The following is a 21,717-nucleotide window of genomic DNA, read 5'->3' as shown; positions in this document are numbered from 1 at the left end:
GTCTCAGCCCCCCAGGAAGGATTTGCGAACTTCGGGATCTTCGAGCAGTTCCTTGCCGGTGCCGGTAAAGGCATTGCGGCCCTGAACCAGCACATATCCCTTGTCGGCGATGGCGAGCGCCTGTTTGGCGTTCTGTTCGACCATCAGGATCGGCAGGCCGGTGCGGCTGACCTCGATGATGCGGTCAAACAGCTCGTCCATCACGATGGGGCTGACGCCCGCGGTGGGTTCGTCCAGCATCAGCACCTTGGGCTTGGTCATCAGCGCCCGGCCCACGGCGACCTGCTGGCGCTGGCCGCCCGACAGCTCGCCTGCCGCCTGATAGCGTTTCTCGCGCAGGATCGGGAACAGGTCATAGACCTGCTCCATGGTCTCGCGGATGTCGTCGCGGCGGATGAAGGCACCCATTTCCAGGTTTTCCTCGACCGTCATCGAGGTGAAGATGTTGTTGGTCTGGGGCACGAAACCCATGCCCTTGACCACCCGGTCCTGCGGGGTGAGCCTGGTGATGTCCTCGCCATCCAGCCGGACCGAGCCCGAACGGACGTCGAGCATGCCGAACACCGCCTTCATCGCGGTCGACTTGCCAGCACCGTTGGGGCCGACGATTACGGCGATCTCGCCCGGGTTCACCGCGATGGTGCATTCATGCAGGATATCGGGCCCCTTGCCGTAACCGCCGGTCATGGTGTCACCGATCAGAAAGGGGCCGCCATCGACCTTGGAGGTCGGGCCGCTCTTGCGATGGGCGGGGGTCATGGTACCCATGCCCTTGGTGTTGGTGATCGAGGCGTCCTTGTTGCCGCGACCGTCCTGATAGGGATTGTCGCTCATGCGCCTGCCTCCAGCTGTGCCTTGTTCTTCAGGCCGGTGCCCAGATAGGCCTCGATCACCTGTTCATTGGCCTTGATCTCGTCCAGGGTGCCCTGGGCCAGGACCTTGCCCTCGGCCATGCAGATGACGGGATCGCAGATCTTGCCGATGAAATCCATGTCATGCTCAATCACGACAAAGGTATAGCCGCGTTCCTTGTTGAGCCGCAGGATGGTGTCGGCGATGGTCATCAACAGCGTCCGGTTCACACCGGCGCCGACCTCGTCAAGGAACACGATCTTGGCGTCGACCATCATGGTGCGGCCCAGTTCCAGCAGCTTTTTCTGTCCGCCCGAGACCTGGCCCGCCTTGTGGTCGGCCAGATGTTCGATGGTCAGGAACTCCAGCACCTCGTCGGCCTTGGCGCGCAGGGCGCGTTCCTCGTCGGCGATCCGCTTGCGCCCGAACCAGGTGTTCCACAGCGTCTCGCCCGACTGGCCGCCCGGCACCATCATCAGGTTCTCGCGGCAGGTCATCGAGCTGAATTCATGCGCGATCTGAAAAGTCCTGAGCAGCCCCTTGTGGAACAGCTCGTGCGGCGGCAGGCCGGTGATATCCTCGCCATCCATGGTGACCTTGCCGCTGGTGGGCGGCAGGACGCCGGCGATCACGTTGAAAAGGGTGGTCTTGCCGGCTCCGTTCGGTCCGATCAGACCGGTGACAGAGCCCTTGGCGATTTCCAGCGTCGCACCATCGACAGCATGGAATCCGCCGAAGTGCTTGTGCACGTCTTCGACGACGATCATGTGTTCCCCCGGGGCCGCTTGTTTTCTGCGGCCTTGTTGGTTGTTGCCTCATCCCCCAAAAAGAGGTGCGGCCTTTTGTCATTGAAACAGCCCGGACACAAGGCCCGGGCTGTTCGGTGTCATCTCATCGCGGGGCGATCAACGGTATTTGGCCGTGGTAATCTTGCCGCCTTCGATGGTGATCTGGCGGTAGTTGCCGGCACTTTCGCCGGGCCCGATCAACTCAACCGCGGTGGCGCCGACATAGTCAACCTCGCCGCCGTCCTTGATGATCTGAAGCGCCTTGGCCAGTTCACCGGGATAGATCTTTTCACCCGGTGCGTTGGCCACATCCATGATCTTGGACTTGTAATCGCCCGAGTCCTTGGAGTTGGCCGCCTGCATGGCCAGCATGATCAGGGCCGCCGCATCATAGGATTCCGGGGTGAAGGGCGAGGTAGAATCGAACGCGCCGCCCACCATTTCCGAGAACTTGGCAACGCCCGGGCTGTCGGTGCCGGGGTGCTGGCCGCTCGACCCTTCGATCTCGTTGCCGAAATTCTCTTCGAGCTTGGCGCCGATCATGCCGTCGGGGAAGTGGAAAGTGTCGAACGCGCCCGAGTCGATGGCCGAGCGCACGATGCCCGAACCGCCCTGGTCGACGTAACCGGCAACCACCAGACGGTCGCCGCCAGCGGCCGCCAGCGCGCCCACTTCGGCCGAATAGTCGGCCTTGCCGTCTTCATGCGCGGCCGAGATGGTCACGGTGCCGCCAGCGGCCTCGAACGCGGCCTGGAAGCTGTCGGCCAGACCCTTGCCATAATCGTTGTTGGTATAGGTCAGCGCGACTTCCTTGATGCCTTCTTCCATCAGCACTTCGGTCATCACGACACCTTGACGGGCATCCGAGGGCGCGGTGCGGAAGAACAAGCCGTTGTCTTCGGCGGTCGACAGCGCGGGCGAAGTGGCCGAGGGCGAGATCATCACGACGCCGTTCGGGACGGCGACGTTGGACAGGATCGCACCGGTCACGCCCGAACAGTCGGCGCCCATGATGCCGTCAACCTTGTCCGAGGTCACCAGACGCTCGGCGGCGGCGGTGGCTGCAGCGGCGTCGACGCAGGTCGAGTCCGCGCGCACCGAGGTCACGGTGGCGCCATCCAGCAGCAGGCCCGAGTCGGTGACTTCCTTCATCGCCAGTTCGGCACCATCGGCCATCGAGGGCGTCAGCGATTCGATCGGGCCGGTGAAGCCCAGAATCACGCCGATCTTCACCTCTTTGGCATGACCACCGGCAAAGGCCGCGCTTGCCATCAGGGCAGAGGCCGCAGTGGCCGTGAGAAGCTTTTTCATATGTTACTCCCTTGTTGGAACGTAATCGTTCTGACGAAACCCTAGGCAAGCTGTCGCCAAAAGAAAAGTCCTAACGAAAAAGTGGTTTGGTGCCGGAAATCATGGATGTTTTGGTTATCCTGGTCTTGAATTGAGACTGGGTGGACGGGAGGAAACGGGATGACAATCGTACAACTTGGTAGCGTGATTCTGATGATAGCAAGCCTGCTTGCCTCCGGGCAGGTCAGCACCGAACTGTCCTCGCGGGCGGGGCCGCTCAGGATCGAAGCCATGGTAGAAGGGTTGGAGTCACCCTGGGCAGTGGCGCCGCTGCCTGACGGCGGATTTCTTGTCACCGAGCGGGACGGTGTGTTGGTGCATGTCGCACAGGGCCGCAAGAGCGAGGTCGCCGGCCTGCCTCGGGTGCGGGTCGCGGGGCAGGGCGGTTTGCTGGATATTACCCTCGCCCGCGATTTCGCTCTTAGCCGGCGGCTTTACCTCACCTATGCGCAGCCACAGGCGGGTGGCGGTGCAGGAACGGCGGTGGCGGTCGCGCGGCTGACCGAGGACAACCGCCGCCTGACCGGTCTCAGTCGTATCTACGAGGTACCACCGGGCGGGCAGGGCGGTCGCCATTTCGGCAGCCGGGTGGTCGAGGCCCCGGATGGGACGCTGTTCGTCACCCTGGGCGATCGCGGCGACGATGCCAGCGCGCAGGATCCGGGCAACCCGCAAGGATCGGTTATCCGCATCAATCCCGACGGCAGCATTCCCGCCGACAATCCCTTTGTGGGACAAAGCGGTATCCGGCCCGAGATCTGGTCGCTGGGCCACCGCAATCCGCAGGGCGCGGGGCTGGATGCACAAGGGCGGCTCTGGACCTCGGAACATGGCGCGCGCGGCGGTGACGAGGTGAACCTGATCCGGCCCGGTGCCAATTTCGGCTGGCCGGTGATCTCTTATGGCCGGCATTACTCAGGGGCCAAGATTGGCGAAGGTACCCACAAAGAGGGGATGGAGCAGCCGCAGTTCCATTGGGATCCGTCAATCGCCCCGTCTGGCCTCCTGGTCTATTCCGGCGCTCTTTGGCCTGACTGGGCCGGAGATATTTTTGTCGGGTCGCTGAAATTCGACCATATCGTCAGACTGACCGGCAGCCCCCTGCGTGAAGCCGAGCGGCTAGAGGGACCCGAGACCGAGCGCGTCCGCGACATCGTCGAGGCGCCCGACGGCACGATCTGGTTCATCTCCGAAGGCCGGGGCGCGGTCTATCGCGTGGCGCCGGGGGGCTAGTCCCTGCTCGCCGCGTCTTTTACAGGTCGTTCATCTGGTACGAACGCGCCCTAGTGTCAAAAACGCAAGCCTGTGTCTGGCAGCGGCGACACAAGCTGCGCGTGACGCTAGACCGACAGCCGCGCGCTTTGCGCGCCGCGTTCGCGATAGGGCGTGGTGTTGTAATGCGCGCGGTAGCATTTCGAGAAATGGCTGGGCGAGGCAAAGCCGCAGGCCAGCGCCACGTTGATCACGCTCATGTCCGTCTGCATCAGCAGGTTTCGCGCCTTTTGCAGCCTGAGTTCCATGTAATAGCGCTTGGGACTGCGGCTGAGATAGCGGCGGAACAGTCGTTCCAGCTGGCGGGTGGACATGCCCACATCCTTGGCCAGCAACGCGGGCGAAATCGGCTCTTCGATATTGCGCTCCATCATCTGGATGACCTGGCTCAACTTGGGGTGGCGCACGCCGATGCGGGTAGGTGTGGACAGGCGCTGGGTGTCCTGATCGGTGCGGATCGAGGAATAGATCAGCTGATCGGCCACCGCGTTGGCCAGTTCTTCGCCATGGGAATTGGCGATGAGTTTCAGCATCAGGTCGATCGAGGCGGTGCCACCCGCCGTCGTGATGCGCGGCCCGTCGATGACAAAAACCGACTTGGTCAGAGTGACCTCTTCGAATTCCTCGATGAAACTGTCCTGGTTTTCCCAGTGGATGGTGGCGCGCTTGCCGTCCAGCAGACCGGCCTTGGCCAGGGTATAGCCGGCGGTGCAGAGCCCACCGATCACCGGACCGCGCCGCGCCTCTCGCCGGAGCCAGCTGACCACCTTTTTCGTGGTGGCCTTCTGCACGTCGATGCCGCCGCAGACCAGCACCACATCCTCGCGCCGCAACTCGTCCAGATCGCCGTCGAGCTTGAATACCGTACCGTTCGAACACGTCGCCGAGGCGCCGCCTTCGCCCACGACCGACCATTCATACAGCTGCTGTCCCGCCATCCGGTTGGCGATGCGCAACGCCTCGACAGCGCAGGCGAAACACAACATCGTGAACTGGTCGAGCAGGACAAAGACAAACCTCTGCGGCTTCTTCTGGCCGGTATCCACTCTGACAACTTGGCGTTGCTCTTTCATGCGCGCGTTCCTTGCCTTATGTGACGCCACGTCGGGGGCGTCTGCGCTGGGTTGTCATTCACATTGCTCAGAGCTTGTTTGCGACGTCAAGAGGCGCAAATCTGATATGGTCTCTGCCCGGGTCATTTTGTATAGAGGCCCCCTGTGAATATCCTTGCGGAGATGAGAGCGATGAGCGAGTGGCAAAAATCGACCTGGCGCGCGAAACCGCGGGTCCAGATGCCCGATTATACCGATCAGGCCGAACTGGCCCGAGTCGAGGCGCAGCTTTCCCAGTATCCGCCCTTGGTCTTTGCCGGCGAGGCCCGGCGGCTGAAACGGCATCTGGGCGCAGCAGGGCGCGGCGAGGCCTTTCTGCTGCAAGGCGGCGATTGCGCCGAAAGCTTTGACCAGTTCAGTGCCGACGGCATCCGCGACACGTTCAAGGTGATGCTGCAAATGGCGATGGTGCTGACCTTTGGCGCCAAGGTGCCGGTGGTCAAGGTGGGACGCATGGCGGGTCAGTTCGCCAAGCCGCGCAGCGCGCCGACCGAGGTGGTGGATGGGGTTGAACTGCCCAGCTATCGCGGTGATATCATCAACGAGCTGGCCTTTACCCCCGAGGCGCGGATACCCAACCCGCAGAAGATGCTGCAGGCCTATACCCAGGCGGCGGCGACGCTGAACCTGTTGCGCGCCTTTTCGACCGGTGGTTTCGCCGACATGAACCGGGTGCATTCCTGGACGCTGGGCTTTACCGACGAACAGGATGTGCAGAAATATTCCGAGATTGCCGACCGTATCCAGGACACGATCGACTTCATGGGCGCGGCGGGCATCACCGCCGATACCACGCATCAATTCTCGACGGTCGAGTTCTACACCAGCCACGAGGGGCTGCTGCTGGAATATGAAGAGGCGCTGACGCGGCTCGATTCGACTTCGGGCAACTGGCTGGCGGGCTCGGGACACATGATCTGGATCGGCGACCGGACCCGGCAGCCGGACGGCGCGCATGTGGAATACTGCCGCGGCGTGCTGAACCCGATTGGGTTGAAATGCGGGCCGACCACCACCGCCGAGGATCTCAAGGTGCTGATGGCCAAGCTGAACCCCGAGAACGAAGAGGGCCGGTTGACCCTGATCGCGCGCTTTGGCGCGGGCAAGGCGGGTGACCACCTGCCGCGCCTGATCAAGGCGGTGCGCGAGGAAGGCGCCAAGGTGACCTGGGTCTGTGACCCGATGCATGGCAACACGATCAAATCGGCCTCGGGCTACAAGACCCGGCCCTTTGATTCGGTCCTGCGCGAGGTGCGCGACTTCTTCGCCGTGCACCAGGCCGAGGGCACCGTGCCGGGTGGCGTGCATTTCGAGATGACCGGCCAGGACGTGACCGAATGCACCGGCGGCGTGCGGGCGGTGACGGACGAGGATCTGAGCGACCGCTATCACACCGCCTGCGATCCGCGCCTGAACGCCAGCCAGTCGCTGGAACTGGCCTTTCTCGTGGCCGAGGAACTGACCCGGCTGCGCGCCGATCAGCGCCGCCGCGCCGCGAGCTGAAGCAGTATCAGACTTTAGACAAATTGGCCCGGGACATCGTCCCGGGCCATTTCCGTTGTGACCCCGAGTTTTCCTTCAATCCTCGGGCAGAACCAGGCGCAACTGCGGCTTGCCGCCCGCAAATCCCGTGCGTGGTTCGGCAAACCCCACAGTTTCAGCAGGCCCAGAGATCTGTTCCGTTGCCGTGTCAGCTGCCGCAGGAAGGTCGCGCAGAGTCGATCCGGCGATCTCGAAGCGGCGCCCGCCAGTGCCCAGCGGCCCATCCGAGATCATGATACCCAGAGCCCGGCTGACATCACCGAAATCGCTTTGCAGCGGCAAGAGGATCATCCGCGCCTCGACCCGAGGAGCGGTGAACCGCCGTTCCGCGTTCAACGTCATTTCGGCGATGGCCGGCGTGTTGAAGACATGTTCCAGCGTGGCCCCGATCTCGGAGCGGGCGGCAGCGGTGAAAAACGCGGTCAGCGGCATGCCGCGCACCTCCATCCCGGCCATCTCGCTCAGATGGCTGCCGGCCAGGCGGAACCGGGCGATACCGGGTGCAATCCGTTCCAGTATGAACGTGTATTCCAGGATGTTCTCCAGCCCGCGCGGGTCGATGTCCGAGCGTCGCGGCACCCCGTCACCGTCGCGCAGGGCCGCCCAATAGGCTTCGGCCTGCCGAAGCGGCGACACGGTACGTCCGCTGCGAAACCGGTCCATCGAGATTACGTTCCCCGCACTGTCCCCGGATCCCGACCGGAATTTGCCACCAAAAAAAGTCTTCATCACCGTTACCCTGTTGCTCGTCGTTCTCCTGCCTTGGCTCGCGTCCTGCAGGGCAAGGGCTGAGCTTAAGACAGGTTACCTAAACGTTAACCTGCCACGGGTTGCCCCAATCTTGGACCTAATTCTTAACGAATGGTTAACTGGGTAAAACTTGACGAAAATCCGGCCGGGTCTTGCCCAAGGGGCGGGCTTGGCATTAGGTGCGGGGGCATCTCCGGCTGGACCGGAACCACCAGAGAGGGCAGCGATGATCAGATCCATGACCGGTTTCGCCTCGGCGCGCGGCGAATTGGCGCCGTTCAGCTGGAGCTGGGAGCTGCGCAGCGTTAACGCCAAGGGGCTGGATCTGCGCCTGCGTGTGCCCGAATGGCTCGAAGGTCTGGAGACCGCGATCCGCGCCGATCTGGGCAAGGCGCTGACGCGCGGCAGCGTGACGCTCAGCCTGCGACTGAGCCGGGGCGAGGAGGGCGCGGCGCTGTCTCTGAACCCCGCGGCGCTGGCTGCGGTGCTGGAGGCGCTGTCGGAGGTCGAGGATCAGGCGATGGCGCGGGGCATGACGCTGGCACCCTCGCGCGCGGCCGATCTGCTGGCGCTGCGCGGTGTGCTGGAGGCCGGTGGCGGCGGCGACGATCCGGCCCCGCTGGTGAAACGGCTGAAGGCCGAACTGGGTCCGCTGATCGCCGCATTCCTGCAAATGCGCGAGACCGAAGGCAAGGCGCTGGTCGAGATTCTGCAAAACAACCTGACCCGCGTTGCGGAACTGACCGCGCAAGCGGCGGATCTGGCCGAGGCGCGCAAACCGCTGGTGGCCGAAACCCTGCGCGCCAATCTGGCCCGCGTGCTGGGCAACAGCGACGGCGCCGATCCCGACCGGGTGGCGCAGGAACTGGCCATGCTCGCCGTCAAGGCCGATGTGACCGAGGAACTGGACCGCCTGCAAGCCCATATCAAGGCCGCCCGCGACCTGCTGACCCAGGGCGGCGCGGTGGGCCGCAAGCTGGATTTCCTGATGCAGGAATTCAACCGAGAGGCGAACACACTCTGTTCAAAGTCACAAAACGCTGATCTGACCGGGGTAGGGTTGGAGCTGAAGGCGGTAATCGACCAGATGCGCGAGCAGGTGCAGAATGTGGAATAAAGACAGGAAGCAAGACAGATGACAGACCGCCGTGGCCTCTTGATCATTCTCTCCTCACCCTCGGGCGCGGGGAAATCCACGCTCGCCCGCCGGTTGATGACCTGGGATCCTGGTCTGAAATTCTCGGTCTCGGCCACCACCCGCGCCCCGCGCCCGGGTGAGGAACATGGCCGCGAATACTATTTCCTCAGCGAAGACCAGTTCAAGGGACAGGTGCGGCGCGGCGAGATGCTGGAACATGCCCACGTGTTCGGCAATTTCTATGGCTCACCCGCGGGCCCCGTGCGCGACACGATCGAGGCAGGCCAGGATGTGCTGTTCGACGTCGATTGGCAGGGCGAGATTCAGATCCGCAACTCGGATCTGGGCAAGCACGCGCTGTCGATCTTCATCCTGCCGCCGTCCATCAAGGAGCTGCGACGACGCCTGGAAAGCCGGGGCCAGGACAGCGCCGAGGTGATCTCGCGCCGGATGCTCAAAAGCTGGGACGAGATCAGCCACTGGGGCTATTACGATTATGTCCTGATCAACGACGATCTGGACGCCACCGAGGAACGGCTGAAAACCATTGTCAGCGCCGAGCGGATGCGCCGCATCCAGCAACCGGCGCTGCAAGAACATGTGCGCAAGCTGCAAAGTGAATTCGAGGACCTGTCATGACCATCTATGCCCTGGGCGAGCACCGCCCGCATATCCATCCCGACACCTGGGTCGCCCCCGATGCCAACCTGATCGGCAAGGTGGTGCTGGAAGAGGGCGCCTCGGTCTGGTTCGGTTGCACCATCCGCGCCGATCACGAAGAGATCCGGATCGGGCAGGGGAGCAATGTGCAGGAAAACTGCGTCATGCATATCGACGCGGGCTATCCCCTGACCATCGGGGCGAATTGCACTATTGGCCACAAGGTCATGCTGCATGGCTGCACCATCGGGGAAAACTCACTGATCGGCATGGGCGCAACCGTGCTGAATGGCGCCAGGATCGGCCGCAATTGTCTGATCGGTGCTGGTGCCCTGATCACCGAGAACAAGGAAATCCCCGACAACTCGCTGGTGATGGGGGCGCCCGGCAAGGTGGTGCGCCAGCTTGACGAGGCCGCCGTCGCCCGCATCGCCTGGAGTGCCAAGCACTATCAGGACAATATGCGCCGGTTCCGCGACAGCCTGACCGTGGTCGACTGACTCGGGAACGCCACGATGCCCGAGGATCAGAACCAAGAGTTTCTGGCCGCCATGCCACTGGCGGCCCTGCTGGTCGATCAGTCTGAACGCATCATCGCCGCCAATACCGAGGCGCAGACGCTGTTGGGACAGCAGATCGTCGGGCGGCACTATGCCACCATCCTGCGCCAGCCGCAGGTGATCGAGGCAATCGAGCGCTCCCTGCGCGACAAGGGCGCCAGCCGCAGCCGCCATCTGGCCAATGACGGCGCACAGGACACCACGTTCGAGGTGGCCTGCCGCTATGTGAAGGGAATCGGCGCGGTTGCGGGCGGCGCGGTGCTGGTCAGCTTTACCGACGTCACCCCAATGGAGCAGGCCGGGCAGATGCGGCGCGATTTCGTCGCCAATGTCAGCCACGAGCTGCGCACGCCGCTGACCGCGATCATGGGCTTCATCGAAACCCTGCGCGGCCCGGCGCGCAACGATCCTGCCGCCCAGGACCGGTTCCTGGGCATCATGGAGCAGGAGGCCGGGCGGATGAACCGGTTGGTGGGGGACCTTCTGTCGCTCAACCGGGTCGAAAGCGAAGAGCGGGTCCGCCCCCGTGGTGCGGTGGATCTGAAGGCGCAGATCGCTTCGACCCTCAATTCACTGCGCCCGCTGGCAACCGAGGCGGGGGTCGAACTGCACAGCACCGGTCCTGAGACCCCGGTCATTGTGCCCGGAGACGAGGACCAGATCCGCCAGGTCCTGACCAACCTGATCGAGAATGCGATCAAATATGGCGGCAGCGGCGGCGAGGTGCGCGTCACCCTCAGTGAGGCCGAGCGTGACCCCGCGGTGCGCGGCCCCGCCGCCCGTATCCAGGTTTCGGACAAGGGGGCAGGTATCGATCCGGTCCACCTGCCGCGCCTGACCGAGCGCTTTTATCGCGCCGACAACCACCGCTCGCGCCAGAAGGGCGGCACCGGACTCGGGCTGGCCATCGTCAAGCATATCGTTAACCGCCATCGTGGCCGGATGCGGGTGGAAAGCACCCTGGGCAGCGGCACCACTTTTACCGTGATTCTGCCGAAATAGCGCCGACTCGTCGCCCCGGGCAATGATCCGCCGCTGCAACAGCGACGTCATGCTTCTGTCACATGGCTGTCATGCAAACTTGCCGTCACAAATCCTGGCTTTGTCATATCCCTGTTACATACCCGTCACAAAAGCCTCATGCACGACCCCTAGAAGTCGGCCCGAGATCATCATGGGGATGATCACTAGATTACCGCTGTCAAGGAGACTGCAATGTCCTTTGTGAAACTGTCGGCTTCGGCCCTGGCAATTGCTGCTGTTTCGGCTACCGCTGCCGCTGCCCGCGATCAGATCCAGATCGCCGGCTCGTCTACCGTTCTGCCCTATGCCGCCATCGTTGCCGAAGCGTTTGGTGAAAACTTTGAATTCCCGACACCGGTCGTGGAATCGGGCGGTTCGGGTGCTGGCCGCAAGAAGCTTTGCGAAGGTGTTGGCGAAAACACCATCGATATCGCCAACTCGTCTTCGCGCATCAAGCAGTCGGACATCGACCTGTGCGCCTCGAACGGCGTGGCCGAGATCCAGGAGGTTCGCATCGGCTATGACGGCATCGTGTTCGCCTCTGACATCAACGGCGCAACCTTCGCCTTTACCCCGGCCGACTGGTACAACGCCCTGGCCGCCAAGGTGGTCAAGGACGGCGCTCTGGTCGACAACATGAACAAGACCTGGAAAGACGTGAACCCGGCCCTGCCGGATCAGGCGATCCTGGCCTTCATCCCGGGCACCAAGCACGGCACCCGTGAAGTGTTCGACGACAAGGTGATCCACGCTGGCTGTGAAGCCACCGGCGCCGAAGAACTGTTCAAGGCCGCGGGCGACGAAAAAGCCAAGGGCTGCAACGCACTGCGCACCGACGGCGCGTCGATCGACATCGACGGCGACTATACCGAGACCCTGGCCCGCATCGACGCCAACAAGAACGGCATCGGCGTGTTCGGCCTGTCGTTCTACCAGAACAACACCGACAAGCTGGTCGTTGCCACCATGGACGGCGTGGTTCCCTCGGTTGAATCGATCGCTTCGGGTGAATATCCGGTGTCGCGTCCGTTGTACTTCTACGTCAAGAACGCACACCTGGGCGTGATCCCTGGCCTGCAGGAGTACATCGAATTCTTCGTCTCCGACGAGATCGCCGGCCCCGATGGCCCGCTGTCCGCATATGGCCTGGTCTCTGACCCGGAACTGGCAGCAACCCAGGAAGCCGTTGCCAACCGGACCCCGATGGGCCCGCTGAACTAAGCAAAGCCCCAATGGCCGACGGCGCCCGCGCGACGCCGTCGGTCTTTTTTACTCCCTCTGCGGAAGAGCAAGATGAGCGTCAGCATCATTACCCTGATCGTGCTCGGCATCGCCGTGCTCGGCTATTTCCTCGGGAGGCAGCGCGCCCTGTCTCTCTCCGCGAGTTCCGGCAAGAGGCTGCATTCCCTGCCGGGTTATTATGGACAGATGGTATTTCTGTTCTCGGCCGTTCCGGCCCTGCTGCTGATGGTGGCATGGCTGTTCATGCAGCCGATCCTGATCGAAGGCCGCATCAGCGCCGATATTCCCGACAGCGTGATCCCGGAAGGTGGCGCCCGCAGCCTGGTGATGGCCGACGTGCGGCGTATCGCCGGCGGGCTTGACGCGCTGATGACCGATGGTGGGATGTCCGAGGCAGAGCTTGATCAGATGCGCGCCGATTTCACCAACATTCGTGCACGTTTGGCGAGTGTCGGCATTGCGCTCGGCGCGGAAGTGCCGGTGCAGGTGTTCGAGGCGGCCAAGGACTATCGCAAGGCGAACAAGACGGCATCGCTCTTGATGAGCGCTCTGGTCCTGGCCGTGTGTGCCGCAGGCACGCTCCTTGCCATGTCGCGCGTTTCCCCCGACCGGCGTGCACGCAACGTCAGCGAAGGCTTCGTTCTTTCCCTGCTTGTCGGCGCCTCTCTGGTGGCGATCCTGACGACAGCCGGTATTGTCGCCTCTCTGCTGTTCGAGACCTTCCATTTCTTCAAGCTGTACCCGGCGCGGGAATTCTTCTTCTCGACGGTCTGGAACCCGCAATTCCGCGGTGGATCCGAACTGGGCATCCTGCCGCTCCTGTGGGGGACACTCTATGTTTCGTTCATCGCGCTGCTGTTTGCGGTACCGATCGGGCTGCTGATCGCGATCTATCTTGCGGAATATGCCAGCAAGACGATGCGGGCTTTTGCAAAACCCGCGATCGAAGTCCTGGCCGGTATTCCGACCATCGTCTACGGCCTGTTCGCACTGATCACCGTGGGGCCGTTCCTGCGCGACTGGATCGCGCAGCCGATGGGGTTGGGCAATTCGTCCTCGTCGGTGCTGACCGCCGGTCTGGTCATGGGCATCATGCTGATCCCCTTCGTCAGTTCCCTGTCGGACGACATCATCAACGCGGTGCCGCAATCCATGCGTGACGGGTCCTTCGGTCTGGGTGCGACGCAATCCGAAACGATCCGCCAGGTGATCCTGCCGGCAGCGTTGCCGGGGGTCGTCGGCGCCATTCTGCTCGCGGCCAGCCGGGCCATCGGCGAGACCATGATCGTGGTCATGGGGGCGGGTGCTGCCGCCAAGCTGGGCCTGAACCCGTTCGAGGCGATGACAACGGTAACCGTGAAGATCGTCAGTCAGCTGACTGGCGATACCGAGTTCGCCAGCCCTGAAACCCTGGTGGCCTTTGCCCTGGGTCTCACCCTGTTTGTCTTTACCCTCGGGCTCAACGTCCTCGCGCTCTACATCGTGCGCAAATACCGGGAGCAGTACGAATGACCGACGCAACCGCGAATTCAATCGGGGCATCCCCCAGGCGGCATGCCGGATCGCTGTTCGACAAGGACGCGCGGACACGCAAACGCAACTCGGCCGAAAACCGGTTCCGGATGATGGGGCTGGCCGCGGTCATCTTCGGTGTGCTCTGCCTTGCGGGTCTGCTGGGTTCGATCATCTCGAACGGGGTCTCGGCCTTCAGCCAGACCTTCATCACGGTGGATGTCTTTCTGGACCCGGCGAAACTTGACAAGGCGGGCGACCGCAACCCGGACAAGATCGCCAAGGTGACGACCTTTGGCTATGCGCCGCTGATCGCGAACGCGATGGAGCAGGCCATGGAACAGGCCAGTATCAATGTCGAGGGTATCAACAAGAAGGATGCCGCCGAGCTGGTGTCCAAGGAAGCGCCGGCGCAGTTGCGGAACTATGTGCTGAACAACATCGACCAGATCGGCGAGACGGTACAGTTCAAGGTGCTCGCCTCGGGCCGGATCGATGGCTATTACAAGGGTCGCGTCACCATGGCCTCGGCCGAGCTTGACCGGAACATCTCGCCCGCGCAGTTGCAGCTGGCCGATCAGCTGAAGGAGGCCGGATTGCTGCGAACCGGTTTCAACTGGCAGTTCTTCACGGCGCCTGATGCTTCGGACACACGTCCGGAAGCCGCCGGCCTGGGCGTTGCCATCCTGGGGTCGCTCTACATGATGATGATCGTGCTGCTGCTGGCACTGCCGCTGGGGGTTGCAGCCTCGGTCTATCTGGAGGAGTTCGCGCCGCAGAACTGGCTCACGGATGCCATCGAGGTGAACATCGCCAACCTGGCCGCGGTACCGTCTATCGTGTTCGGTATCCTTGGCCTTGCGATTTTCATCAACATGGCGGGACTGCCGCAATCGGCGCCCATCGTCGGCGGCCTTGTTCTGACGTTGATGACGCTTCCGACGATCATCATCGCCACGCGCGCCGCGCTCAAAGCGGTGCCGCCGTCGATCCGGGATGCGGCGCTGGGGGTAGGGGCGTCCAAGATGCAGTCGGTGTTCCACCATGTCCTGCCACTGGCCGCGCCTGGCATCTTGACAGGCACCATCATCGGCCTTGCACAGGCCCTGGGGGAAACCGCGCCGCTGCTGCTGATCGGCATGGTTGCCTTTGTCCGCGAGTTTCCCGCGGGCCCGCCGGAGGGGTTCTTCGACCCTGCCTCGGCGCTGCCGGTTCAGGTCTACAACTGGACGCAACGTGGTGATCCGGCCTTTGTCGAACGGGCATCGGGTGCCATTATCGTACTGCTCGTCTTTCTTCTGTGCATGAACGCACTGGCAATCATACTGCGCCGCCGGTTCGAACGCCGCTGGTAAAGGAGAGCGACAAAATGAACGACATGTCTCGACTGGAGAGAACCGTGGGAACCAAAGAAATCAAGATGGAATGCCGCGACTGTCAGGTCTATTATGGCGACACGCACGCGATCAAGGACGTGAACGTCGATATCGAGGACAAGACCGTCACCGCCTTCATCGGGCCGTCTGGCTGCGGCAAGTCCACGTTCTTGCGCTGCCTGAACCGGATGAACGACACGATCTCGGTGGCGCGCGTCGAAGGTGTGTTCATGCTGGATGGCGAGGACATCTATGACAAGCGGGTCGACCCGGTTCAGTTGCGCGCCAAGGTCGGCATGGTATTCCAGAAGCCGAACCCGTTCCCCAAGTCGATCTATGACAACGTGGCCTATGGTCCGCGCATTCATGGACTGGCCCGGAGCAAGGCGGAACTGGACGATCTGGTCGAGCAAGCGTTGCGCCGCGGCGCCATCTGGGAAGAGGTCAAGGACCGGCTGGACGCACCGGGCACCGGCCTGTCGGGCGGCCAGCAACAGCGACTGTGCATCGCCCGCGCCATCGCCACCGAGCCCGAGGTACTGCTGATGGACGAGCCCTGTTCGGCGCTCGACCCGATCGCCACCGCCCAGGTCGAGGAACTGATCGACGAGCTGCGGCAGAACTATTCGGTGGTGATCGTTACCCACTCGATGCAGCAGGCCGCTCGGGTCAGCCAGAAAACCGCCTTTTTCCACCTCGGCCAATTGGTGGAATACGGCGAGACCGGCCAGATCTTCACCAATCCCGAAGACCCCCGGACCGAAAGCTATATCACCGGCCGCATCGGCTGAGGACAGGAGCAGGACACATGGCTCAACAACATATCACCTCGGTCTATGACCGGGATCTGGAGGCGATCCAGGCCCATATCATGAAGATGGGCGGCCTGGTCGAGGCCGCGATCATGGCTTCGGCCCGGTCGTTGGAAACCCGCGACGCGGAACTGGCGAACGAGGTGCGCGCCGGCGACAAGGCGATCGACGCACTGGAAGAGTTGATCAACCAGGAAACCGCGCGCCTGATCGCGCTGCGCGCGCCCACGGCAGGCGATCTGCGGCTGGTGCTGACGGTGCTCAAAATCGCCTCGAACCTGGAGCGGATCGGCGATTACGCCAAGAACATCGCCAAGCGGACCACGGTGCTGGTCGATCAGCCGCAGGTGGGAGACAGCGCCGCAGCCCTGCGCCGGATGGCGCGCGAGGTTGAAATGATGCTCAAGGATGCGCTGGATGCCTATATCCAGCGCGACGCCGAACTGGGCGCCGACGTGATCGAGCGCGACCACGAGGTGGACCAGATGTATAACGCGCTGTTCCGCCAGTTCCTGACCTTCATGGCCGAGGACCCGCGCAACATCACTCCCTGCATGCATCTCCATTTCATCGCCAAGAATGTCGAGCGCATGGGCGACCATGTCACCTCGATCGCCGAGCAGGTCGTCTATCTCGTCACCGGCAACCGCCCCGACGAGATGCGCCCCAAGGGCGATGTGACGTCAACCACCGCGTAAGGAGGCACGGGACAGATGTCAGCCGATCAACCCAGCGTTCTGGTGGTCGAGGATGAAATGGCGCAGCGCGAGGTGCTGGCCTATAATCTCGAGGCCGAGGGGTTTCGCGTGATCCGCGCCGAGAACGGCGAAGAGGCGATGCTGCTGGTCGACGAGGACACGCCTGATATCATCGTGCTGGACTGGATGATGCCGAACCTGAGTGGCATCGAGGTCTGCCGGCGGTTGAAGACCCGGCCCGAGACCCGCAGCATCCCTGTCATCATGCTGTCGGCGCGCAGCGAAGAGGTGGACAAGGTCCGCGGGCTGGAAACCGGCGCCGACGATTACGTGGTCAAACCCTATTCGGTGGTCGAGCTGATGGCCCGCGTGCGCAGCCAGCTACGCCGGGTCCGCCCCTCGACCGTGGGGCTGCGGCTGGAATACGAGGATATCGTGCTGGATGCCGAAACCCACAAGGTCAGCCGCTCGGAAAAGCCGCTGAAGCTGGGCCCGACCGAGTTTCGGCTGCTGTCGACCTTCATGGAGAAACCGGGCCGGGTCTGGAGCCGCGAACAGCTGCTGGACCGGGTCTGGGGCCGTGACATCTATGTCGATACCCGCACCGTCGACGTGCATATCGGACGGCTGCGCAAGGCGCTGACCCAGCATGGCGGAGACGATCCGGTGCGCACGGTGCGCGGCGCGGGTTACGCGCTGGGCTGAGGCGGGCAGGGGGCGTCTAGCGCGGCAGGCCCTCCTCGGGCTCGGCCTGCGCCGCCAGCCAGTGGCGAAAGGCGCGCAGCGACGGGTCGTTGCCGCGCGCGCGTGGCCAGACCAGGTAATAGGCGCCCAGGGTTTCGACCGCGTCGGGATAGGCGGCGACCAGCCGCCCGGTGGCCAGGTCCTGTTCCACCACGTAATTCGGCAACAACGCCACCCCCAGCCCGTGCAGCGCCGCCTGTCCGATGGTGGCGAACTGGTCGTAAAGCGTGCCGGGCAACGTTTCGGGGCAGGCGACCCCCATCTGCGCAAACCAGTCCTGCCAAGCGCGCGGGCGGGTCTGGATATGCAGCAGCGGTAGACGTAGCAGGTCGCCGGGCGATTTTGGCGCCCCATGTGGCAGCAGGCCCGGCGCACAGACCGGCAGCACCCGCTCCGACTTGAGCAGCAGCCGGTCGGTGCCAGGCCAATCTGGTTCGCCAAAATGAATCGCAGCATCAAAGGGTTCTGTGGCAAAGTTGAACGGGCGCAGCCGGGTGGTCATGTTGATGGTGATATCCGGGTGCAGGCGCGAGAATTCGGGAAGGCGCGGCATCAGCCAGCGCATCCCGAAGGTGGGCAGGATCGCCAGATTGACGGTGCCGCCCGCCGGCGCCACCTGCAACCTAAGAGAGGCCTGCGCGATCCGGTTCAACGCCTCTCGGATCTCGGTCACGTAGTCCTGCGCCGCCGGTGTCAGCGACAGCCGCTTGCGGTCGCGCCGGATCAGCTCCACGCCCATCTGTCCTTCGAGCGTCTGCAACTGACGGCTGACCGCACTTTGCGTCAGCGCCAGTTCCTCGGCCACAGCCGAGGCCGAGCCGAGCCGGTCCAGCGCCTCGAGCGCGCGCAGCGAGGAGATCGACGGAAAGAACTTGCGCGAGGTCAGCATGTATGCGTTTTACTCATGAAAACCCGCAAAAGTCTCGCTGTATTTTGCGGTTCGGGAAAGATATGGTCCCGTCAGACCGTATTTCAGGAGTTTTCCCGATGGATATCGCCGCCAAGCCCGCCCTGCGTGACAAGGACAAGCCCGATCTGGGCGGTTTCGACTGGGAGGATCCGTTCCGCCTGACCGACCAACTGAGCGAAGACGAACGCATGATCGCCGATGCCGCCCGCGCCTATGCGCAGGAAAAGCTGCAACCGCGCGTCACGCAAGCGTTCCAGACCGAACATACCGACCCCGAGATCTTTCGCGAGATGGGTGAAATGGGCCTGTTGGGCACCACCATCCCCGAACAATATGGTGGCATCGGCGCGGGCTATGTGACCTATGGCCTGGTGGCGCGCGAGGTCGAGCGTGTCGACAGCGGCTATCGCTCGATGATGTCGGTGCAAAGCTCGCTGGTGATGTACCCGATCTATGCCTATGGCAGCGAAGAGCAGCGGATGAAATACCTGCCTAAACTCGCCAGCGGCGAATGGATCGGCTGTTTCGGCCTGACCGAGCCCGATGCCGGGTCGGACCCGGCCAGTATGAAGACCCGCGCCATCAAGACCGACGGCGGGTATCGGCTCACCGGTACCAAGATGTGGATCTCGAACGCGCCGATCGCCGATGTCTTTGTCGTTTGGGCCAAGTCTGACGCGCATGACGGCAAGATCCGTGGCTTTGTGCTGGAGAAGGGCATGAAGGGGCTGAGCGCACCGAAGATCGAGAACAAGATGTCGCTGCGCGCCTCGATCACCGGCGAGATCGTCATGGACGGTGTCGAGGTGGGCGAAGAGGCACTGTTGCCGCATGTCTCGGGCCTGAAAGGTCCGTTCGGCTGTCTGAACCGTGCCCGCTATGGTATCAGCTGGGGCGTTATGGGCGCCGCCGAGGCCTGCTGGCACGGCGCGCGGCAATACGGCCTGGACCGCAAACAGTTCAACCGCCCGCTGGCCCAGACCCAGCTGTTCCAGCTGAAACTGGCCAATATGCAGACCGAGATCGCGCTGGGCCTGCAAGCCAGCCTGCGCGTCGGCCGCCTGATAGACGAGGCCAAGGCCGCGCCCGAGATGATCTCGATCGTCAAGCGTAACAACTGCGGCAAGGCGCTGGAAATCGCGCGCCACGCCCGCGACATGCATGGCGGCAACGGCATCAGCCTGGAGTTCCAGGTAATTCGCCACATGGTGAACCTGGAGACGGTGAACACCTATGAGGGCACCCATGACGTGCACGCCCTGATCCTGGGCCGGGCACAGACCGGGTTGCAGGCATTTTTCTGACTCTCCCTCAGGTTTTGAAATCAAAGGCGCGGGGCTCAAGCCTCGCGCTTTTTTCATCTGGCCCCCTTCACATTCGCCGTGTTTCATTCATATAAGCTTACGTGAATATGTATAGCTGGCACGGATCGGGCAGGGGACAGGGATGAATCAACGCATACGCGGGCTGGCCCGGACCTATCTGCCGATCCTCGACTGGGGCCGCAGTTATGGCCGAGCGGAGTTGAGTGGTGACCTGATCGCCGCCGTCATCGTGACCGTGATGCTGATCCCGCAGTCGCTGGCCTATGCGTTGCTGGCGGGTCTGCCGGCCGAGGTGGGGCTATACGCCTCGATCCTGCCTCTGGTGGCCTATGCGCTGTTTGGTACCAGCCGGGCGCTGGCGGTGGGGCCGGTGGCGGTGATCTCGCTGATGACCGCCTCGGCGCTGGCGCCACTGAACCTGTCGAGCGTTCCCGAATACGTGGCCGCTGCGGGGGTGCTGGCGCTGTTGTCGGGCGCGATGCTTCTGGCGATGGGCGCGCTAAGGCTGGGTGTCGTCGCAAATTTCCTCAGCCATCCGGTGATCGCGGGTTTCATAACCGCCTCGGGCCTGCTGATCGCGGCGAGCCAGTTGAAACATATCCTTGGCGTGCAGGTGCATGGGCATACTCTGCCCGAAATCCTGCTCGATCTGGCGCGGCATCTGGGACAGGTCAATCTGGCAACGCTGGTGACAGGCCTAGTCGCTCTTGGTTTTTTGTTTTGGGTTCGCAAAGGACTAGCGCGCGTTCTGCATGAAAAATGCGGCCTGCCGAAGGCTCTCGCCTCCACGTTGGCGCGGATTGGACCGATCTTTGCCGTCATTGGCACAACGCTTGCGGCCTGGGTGCTGAACCTGCCGTCGCTGGGCGTTGCCGTGGTGGGTGAGGTTCCAATGGGTCTGCCGCCCTTTGGCCTTCCGAGTGTAGACTGGGGCCTTATACCGGCGCTGATCGGCCCGGCTGCGCTCCTCTCGATTATCGGGTATGTCGAAAGCGTTTCCGTCGCGCAAACCCTTGCTGCCAAACGCAAACAGCGTATCGACCCCAATCAGGAACTGATCGCGCTGGGAGCCGCCAATATCTCGTCTTCGCTGTCTGGCGGGTACCCGGTGACAGGAGGTTTCGCGCGCTCAGTGGTGAATTTCGATGCCGGGGCCGAAACGCCTGCGGCAGGAGCCTTTACAGCCGTGGGCCTGCTGGTGGCTGCGCTGTTCCTGACACCGCTCCTGTATTTTCTGCCCAAGGCGACGCTGGCCGCTACCATCATCGTGGCGGTGCTGTCGCTGGTCGATCTGTCGATCCTGTCGCGGGCCTGGTCCTATTCGCGCGCCGATTTCGCTGCTGTCTTTGCCACCATTGCGCTGACCTTGCTCGCTGGCGTTGAAATAGGCGTGGCCAGCGGCGTGCTGATTTCGCTATTGCTCTTTGTCTGGAAAACCTCGCGCCCGCATGTGGCCGAGGTGGGGCAGGTGCCTGGCAGCCAGCATTTCCGTAACATCCTGCGCCACAAGGTAGAAACCGATCCCGCCGTGGTGACGCTGCGCATAGACGAGAGCCTCTATTTCGCCAATGCCCGCCGGATGGAGGACCTGATCCTGAACCGGGTCCTGCGCGACCGCGACACCTTGCGCCACGTAATTCTGATGTGCTCGGCCGTGAACGAGGTCGATTTCAGCGCGCTGGAATCGCTTGAGGCGATCAACCGACGGCTGGGCGATCTGGGTGTCAAACTGCATCTGTCCGAGGTCAAAGGGCCGGTGATGGACCGTCTGGCCCGCAGTCATTTTCTTGAAGAACTGACAGGGCGGGTATTCCTGTCGCAATACGACGCCTTTGCTGCACTTAGATCGAAGCAGGCCAGATTTGCCTGATACGGTATTCTTATAATCGGTATTATGTTTTATTAACGTTCACCCAAATGCCGGGACGTCACAGTGTTTGTCCGGATTGGCACGGCACTGAGCCTACGCTAGCGTAAGCGCCAAAGAGTGGACAAATGACGCGTACAAATCGGCAAAGATACTTCAGGGTGACTCCTTATCACTTTGATTA

Annotated in this window: 20 protein-coding genes; 14 read left to right on the top strand and 6 right to left on the bottom strand. The window is 62.8% G+C overall.

The features are described from left to right. Positions 1 to 3: 3 nt before the first annotated feature. The 3 genes from AC2FL1_RS08010 to AC2FL1_RS08000 all read right to left on the bottom strand — a co-directional run bounded on the left by AC2FL1_RS08010 (position 4) and on the right by AC2FL1_RS08000 (position 2,951). Complete coding sequence (locus AC2FL1_RS08010) at positions 4 to 834, bottom strand: ABC transporter ATP-binding protein (protein ID WP_496823609.1); 831 nt, start codon at positions 832 to 834, stop codon at positions 4 to 6. Continuing rightward, positions 831 to 1,619, bottom strand: coding sequence for an ABC transporter ATP-binding protein (locus AC2FL1_RS08005; RefSeq protein WP_234170370.1), 789 nt, complete (start codon positions 1,617 to 1,619; stop codon positions 831 to 833). Before AC2FL1_RS08005 ends, AC2FL1_RS08010 begins: the two co-directional genes overlap by 4 nt. Before the next feature lie 138 nt (positions 1,620 to 1,757). Further along, positions 1,758 to 2,951, bottom strand: coding sequence for an ABC transporter substrate-binding protein (locus AC2FL1_RS08000; RefSeq protein ID WP_496876557.1), 1,194 nt, complete (start codon positions 2,949 to 2,951; stop codon positions 1,758 to 1,760). A gap of 159 nt (positions 2,952 to 3,110) precedes the next feature. On the opposite strand from AC2FL1_RS08000, the gene AC2FL1_RS07995 reads away from it, so the two are divergent. After that, positions 3,111 to 4,223 (top strand): PQQ-dependent sugar dehydrogenase, encoded by a 1,113-nt coding sequence (locus tag AC2FL1_RS07995; RefSeq protein WP_496876556.1) that lies wholly within the window; start codon positions 3,111 to 3,113, stop codon positions 4,221 to 4,223. Between the two features lie 107 nt (positions 4,224 to 4,330). Here the strand turns inward: AC2FL1_RS07995 and AC2FL1_RS07990 are convergent, their stop codons facing one another. Continuing rightward, on the bottom strand, positions 4,331 to 5,335 hold the full coding sequence (locus AC2FL1_RS07990) for a GlxA family transcriptional regulator (protein ID WP_496823603.1): 1,005 nt from the start codon (positions 5,333 to 5,335) through the stop codon (positions 4,331 to 4,333). A gap of 171 nt (positions 5,336 to 5,506) precedes the next feature. Here AC2FL1_RS07990 and AC2FL1_RS07985 point away from each other — a divergent pair, with 171 nt between their 5' ends. After that, a complete protein-coding gene (locus tag AC2FL1_RS07985; protein WP_496876555.1) occupies positions 5,507 to 6,877 on the top strand; it encodes a class II 3-deoxy-7-phosphoheptulonate synthase in 1,371 nt (456 codons plus the stop codon). 75 nt (positions 6,878 to 6,952) lie between these two features. Here AC2FL1_RS07985 and AC2FL1_RS07980 read toward each other — a convergent pair whose 3' ends face one another. After that, positions 6,953 to 7,645 carry a PAS domain-containing protein gene (locus AC2FL1_RS07980; RefSeq protein WP_496876554.1) on the bottom strand — a complete coding sequence of 231 codons (693 nt, stop codon included), beginning with the start codon at positions 7,643 to 7,645 and terminating at the stop codon, positions 6,953 to 6,955. 247 nt (positions 7,646 to 7,892) lie between these two features. Between AC2FL1_RS07980 and AC2FL1_RS07975 the strand changes: the two genes are divergently transcribed. The 10 genes from AC2FL1_RS07975 to phoB all read left to right on the top strand — a co-directional run bounded on the left by AC2FL1_RS07975 (position 7,893) and on the right by phoB (position 17,392). After that, positions 7,893 to 8,783 carry a YicC/YloC family endoribonuclease gene (locus AC2FL1_RS07975; protein ID WP_496876553.1) on the top strand — a complete coding sequence of 297 codons (891 nt, stop codon included), beginning with the start codon at positions 7,893 to 7,895 and terminating at the stop codon, positions 8,781 to 8,783. Positions 8,784 to 8,801: 18 nt separating this feature from the next. Further along, positions 8,802 to 9,443, top strand: a complete 642-nt coding sequence (gmk, locus tag AC2FL1_RS07970) for a guanylate kinase (protein WP_496876552.1) — start codon at positions 8,802 to 8,804, stop codon at positions 9,441 to 9,443. Then, the gene (locus AC2FL1_RS07965; protein ID WP_496876551.1) at positions 9,440 to 9,964 is read left to right on the top strand and encodes a gamma carbonic anhydrase family protein; all 525 of its coding nucleotides are present in this window, start codon (positions 9,440 to 9,442) and stop codon (positions 9,962 to 9,964) included. The genes gmk and AC2FL1_RS07965 overlap by 4 nt, the downstream gene beginning before the upstream one ends. A gap of 15 nt (positions 9,965 to 9,979) precedes the next feature. Next, positions 9,980 to 11,026 carry a sensor histidine kinase gene (locus AC2FL1_RS07960; RefSeq protein WP_496876550.1) on the top strand — a complete coding sequence of 349 codons (1,047 nt, stop codon included), beginning with the start codon at positions 9,980 to 9,982 and terminating at the stop codon, positions 11,024 to 11,026. Positions 11,027 to 11,239: 213 nt separating this feature from the next. Then, complete coding sequence (locus tag AC2FL1_RS07955; RefSeq protein ID WP_496823592.1) at positions 11,240 to 12,268, top strand: substrate-binding domain-containing protein; 1,029 nt, start codon at positions 11,240 to 11,242, stop codon at positions 12,266 to 12,268. 72 nt (positions 12,269 to 12,340) lie between these two features. Continuing rightward, positions 12,341 to 13,801, top strand: a complete 1,461-nt coding sequence (gene pstC / locus AC2FL1_RS07950) for a phosphate ABC transporter permease subunit PstC (RefSeq protein ID WP_496823590.1) — start codon at positions 12,341 to 12,343, stop codon at positions 13,799 to 13,801. Beyond that, positions 13,798 to 15,156 (top strand): phosphate ABC transporter permease PstA, encoded by a 1,359-nt coding sequence (pstA, locus tag AC2FL1_RS07945; RefSeq protein ID WP_496876549.1) that lies wholly within the window; start codon positions 13,798 to 13,800, stop codon positions 15,154 to 15,156. Before pstC ends, pstA begins: the two co-directional genes overlap by 4 nt. A gap of 14 nt (positions 15,157 to 15,170) precedes the next feature. Then, complete coding sequence (gene pstB / locus AC2FL1_RS07940) at positions 15,171 to 15,968, top strand: phosphate ABC transporter ATP-binding protein PstB (protein ID WP_496876548.1); 798 nt, start codon at positions 15,171 to 15,173, stop codon at positions 15,966 to 15,968. Positions 15,969 to 15,985: 17 nt separating this feature from the next. Beyond that, on the top strand, positions 15,986 to 16,687 hold the full coding sequence (phoU, locus tag AC2FL1_RS07935) for a phosphate signaling complex protein PhoU (protein ID WP_496876547.1): 702 nt from the start codon (positions 15,986 to 15,988) through the stop codon (positions 16,685 to 16,687). Between the two features lie 15 nt (positions 16,688 to 16,702). Further along, positions 16,703 to 17,392, top strand: a complete 690-nt coding sequence (phoB, locus tag AC2FL1_RS07930) for a phosphate regulon transcriptional regulator PhoB (protein ID WP_011047684.1) — start codon at positions 16,703 to 16,705, stop codon at positions 17,390 to 17,392. Positions 17,393 to 17,408: 16 nt separating this feature from the next. On the opposite strand, the gene AC2FL1_RS07925 is transcribed toward phoB, so the two are convergent. After that, the gene (locus tag AC2FL1_RS07925) at positions 17,409 to 18,320 is read right to left on the bottom strand and encodes a LysR family transcriptional regulator (RefSeq protein ID WP_496823584.1); all 912 of its coding nucleotides are present in this window, start codon (positions 18,318 to 18,320) and stop codon (positions 17,409 to 17,411) included. Positions 18,321 to 18,418: 98 nt separating this feature from the next. On the opposite strand from AC2FL1_RS07925, the gene AC2FL1_RS07920 reads away from it, so the two are divergent. Both AC2FL1_RS07920 and AC2FL1_RS07915 read left to right on the top strand, forming a co-directional pair. Continuing rightward, positions 18,419 to 19,645, top strand: a complete 1,227-nt coding sequence (locus AC2FL1_RS07920) for an acyl-CoA dehydrogenase (protein ID WP_496876546.1) — start codon at positions 18,419 to 18,421, stop codon at positions 19,643 to 19,645. 142 nt (positions 19,646 to 19,787) lie between these two features. Next, a complete protein-coding gene (locus AC2FL1_RS07915) occupies positions 19,788 to 21,536 on the top strand; it encodes a SulP family inorganic anion transporter (protein WP_496876545.1) in 1,749 nt (582 codons plus the stop codon). The last annotated feature ends 181 nt before the right edge of the window (positions 21,537 to 21,717 follow it).

This window comes from Ruegeria sp. YKSF070 (assembly GCF_059612725.1).
This window is presented reverse-complemented; position numbering and strand designations above follow the sequence as displayed.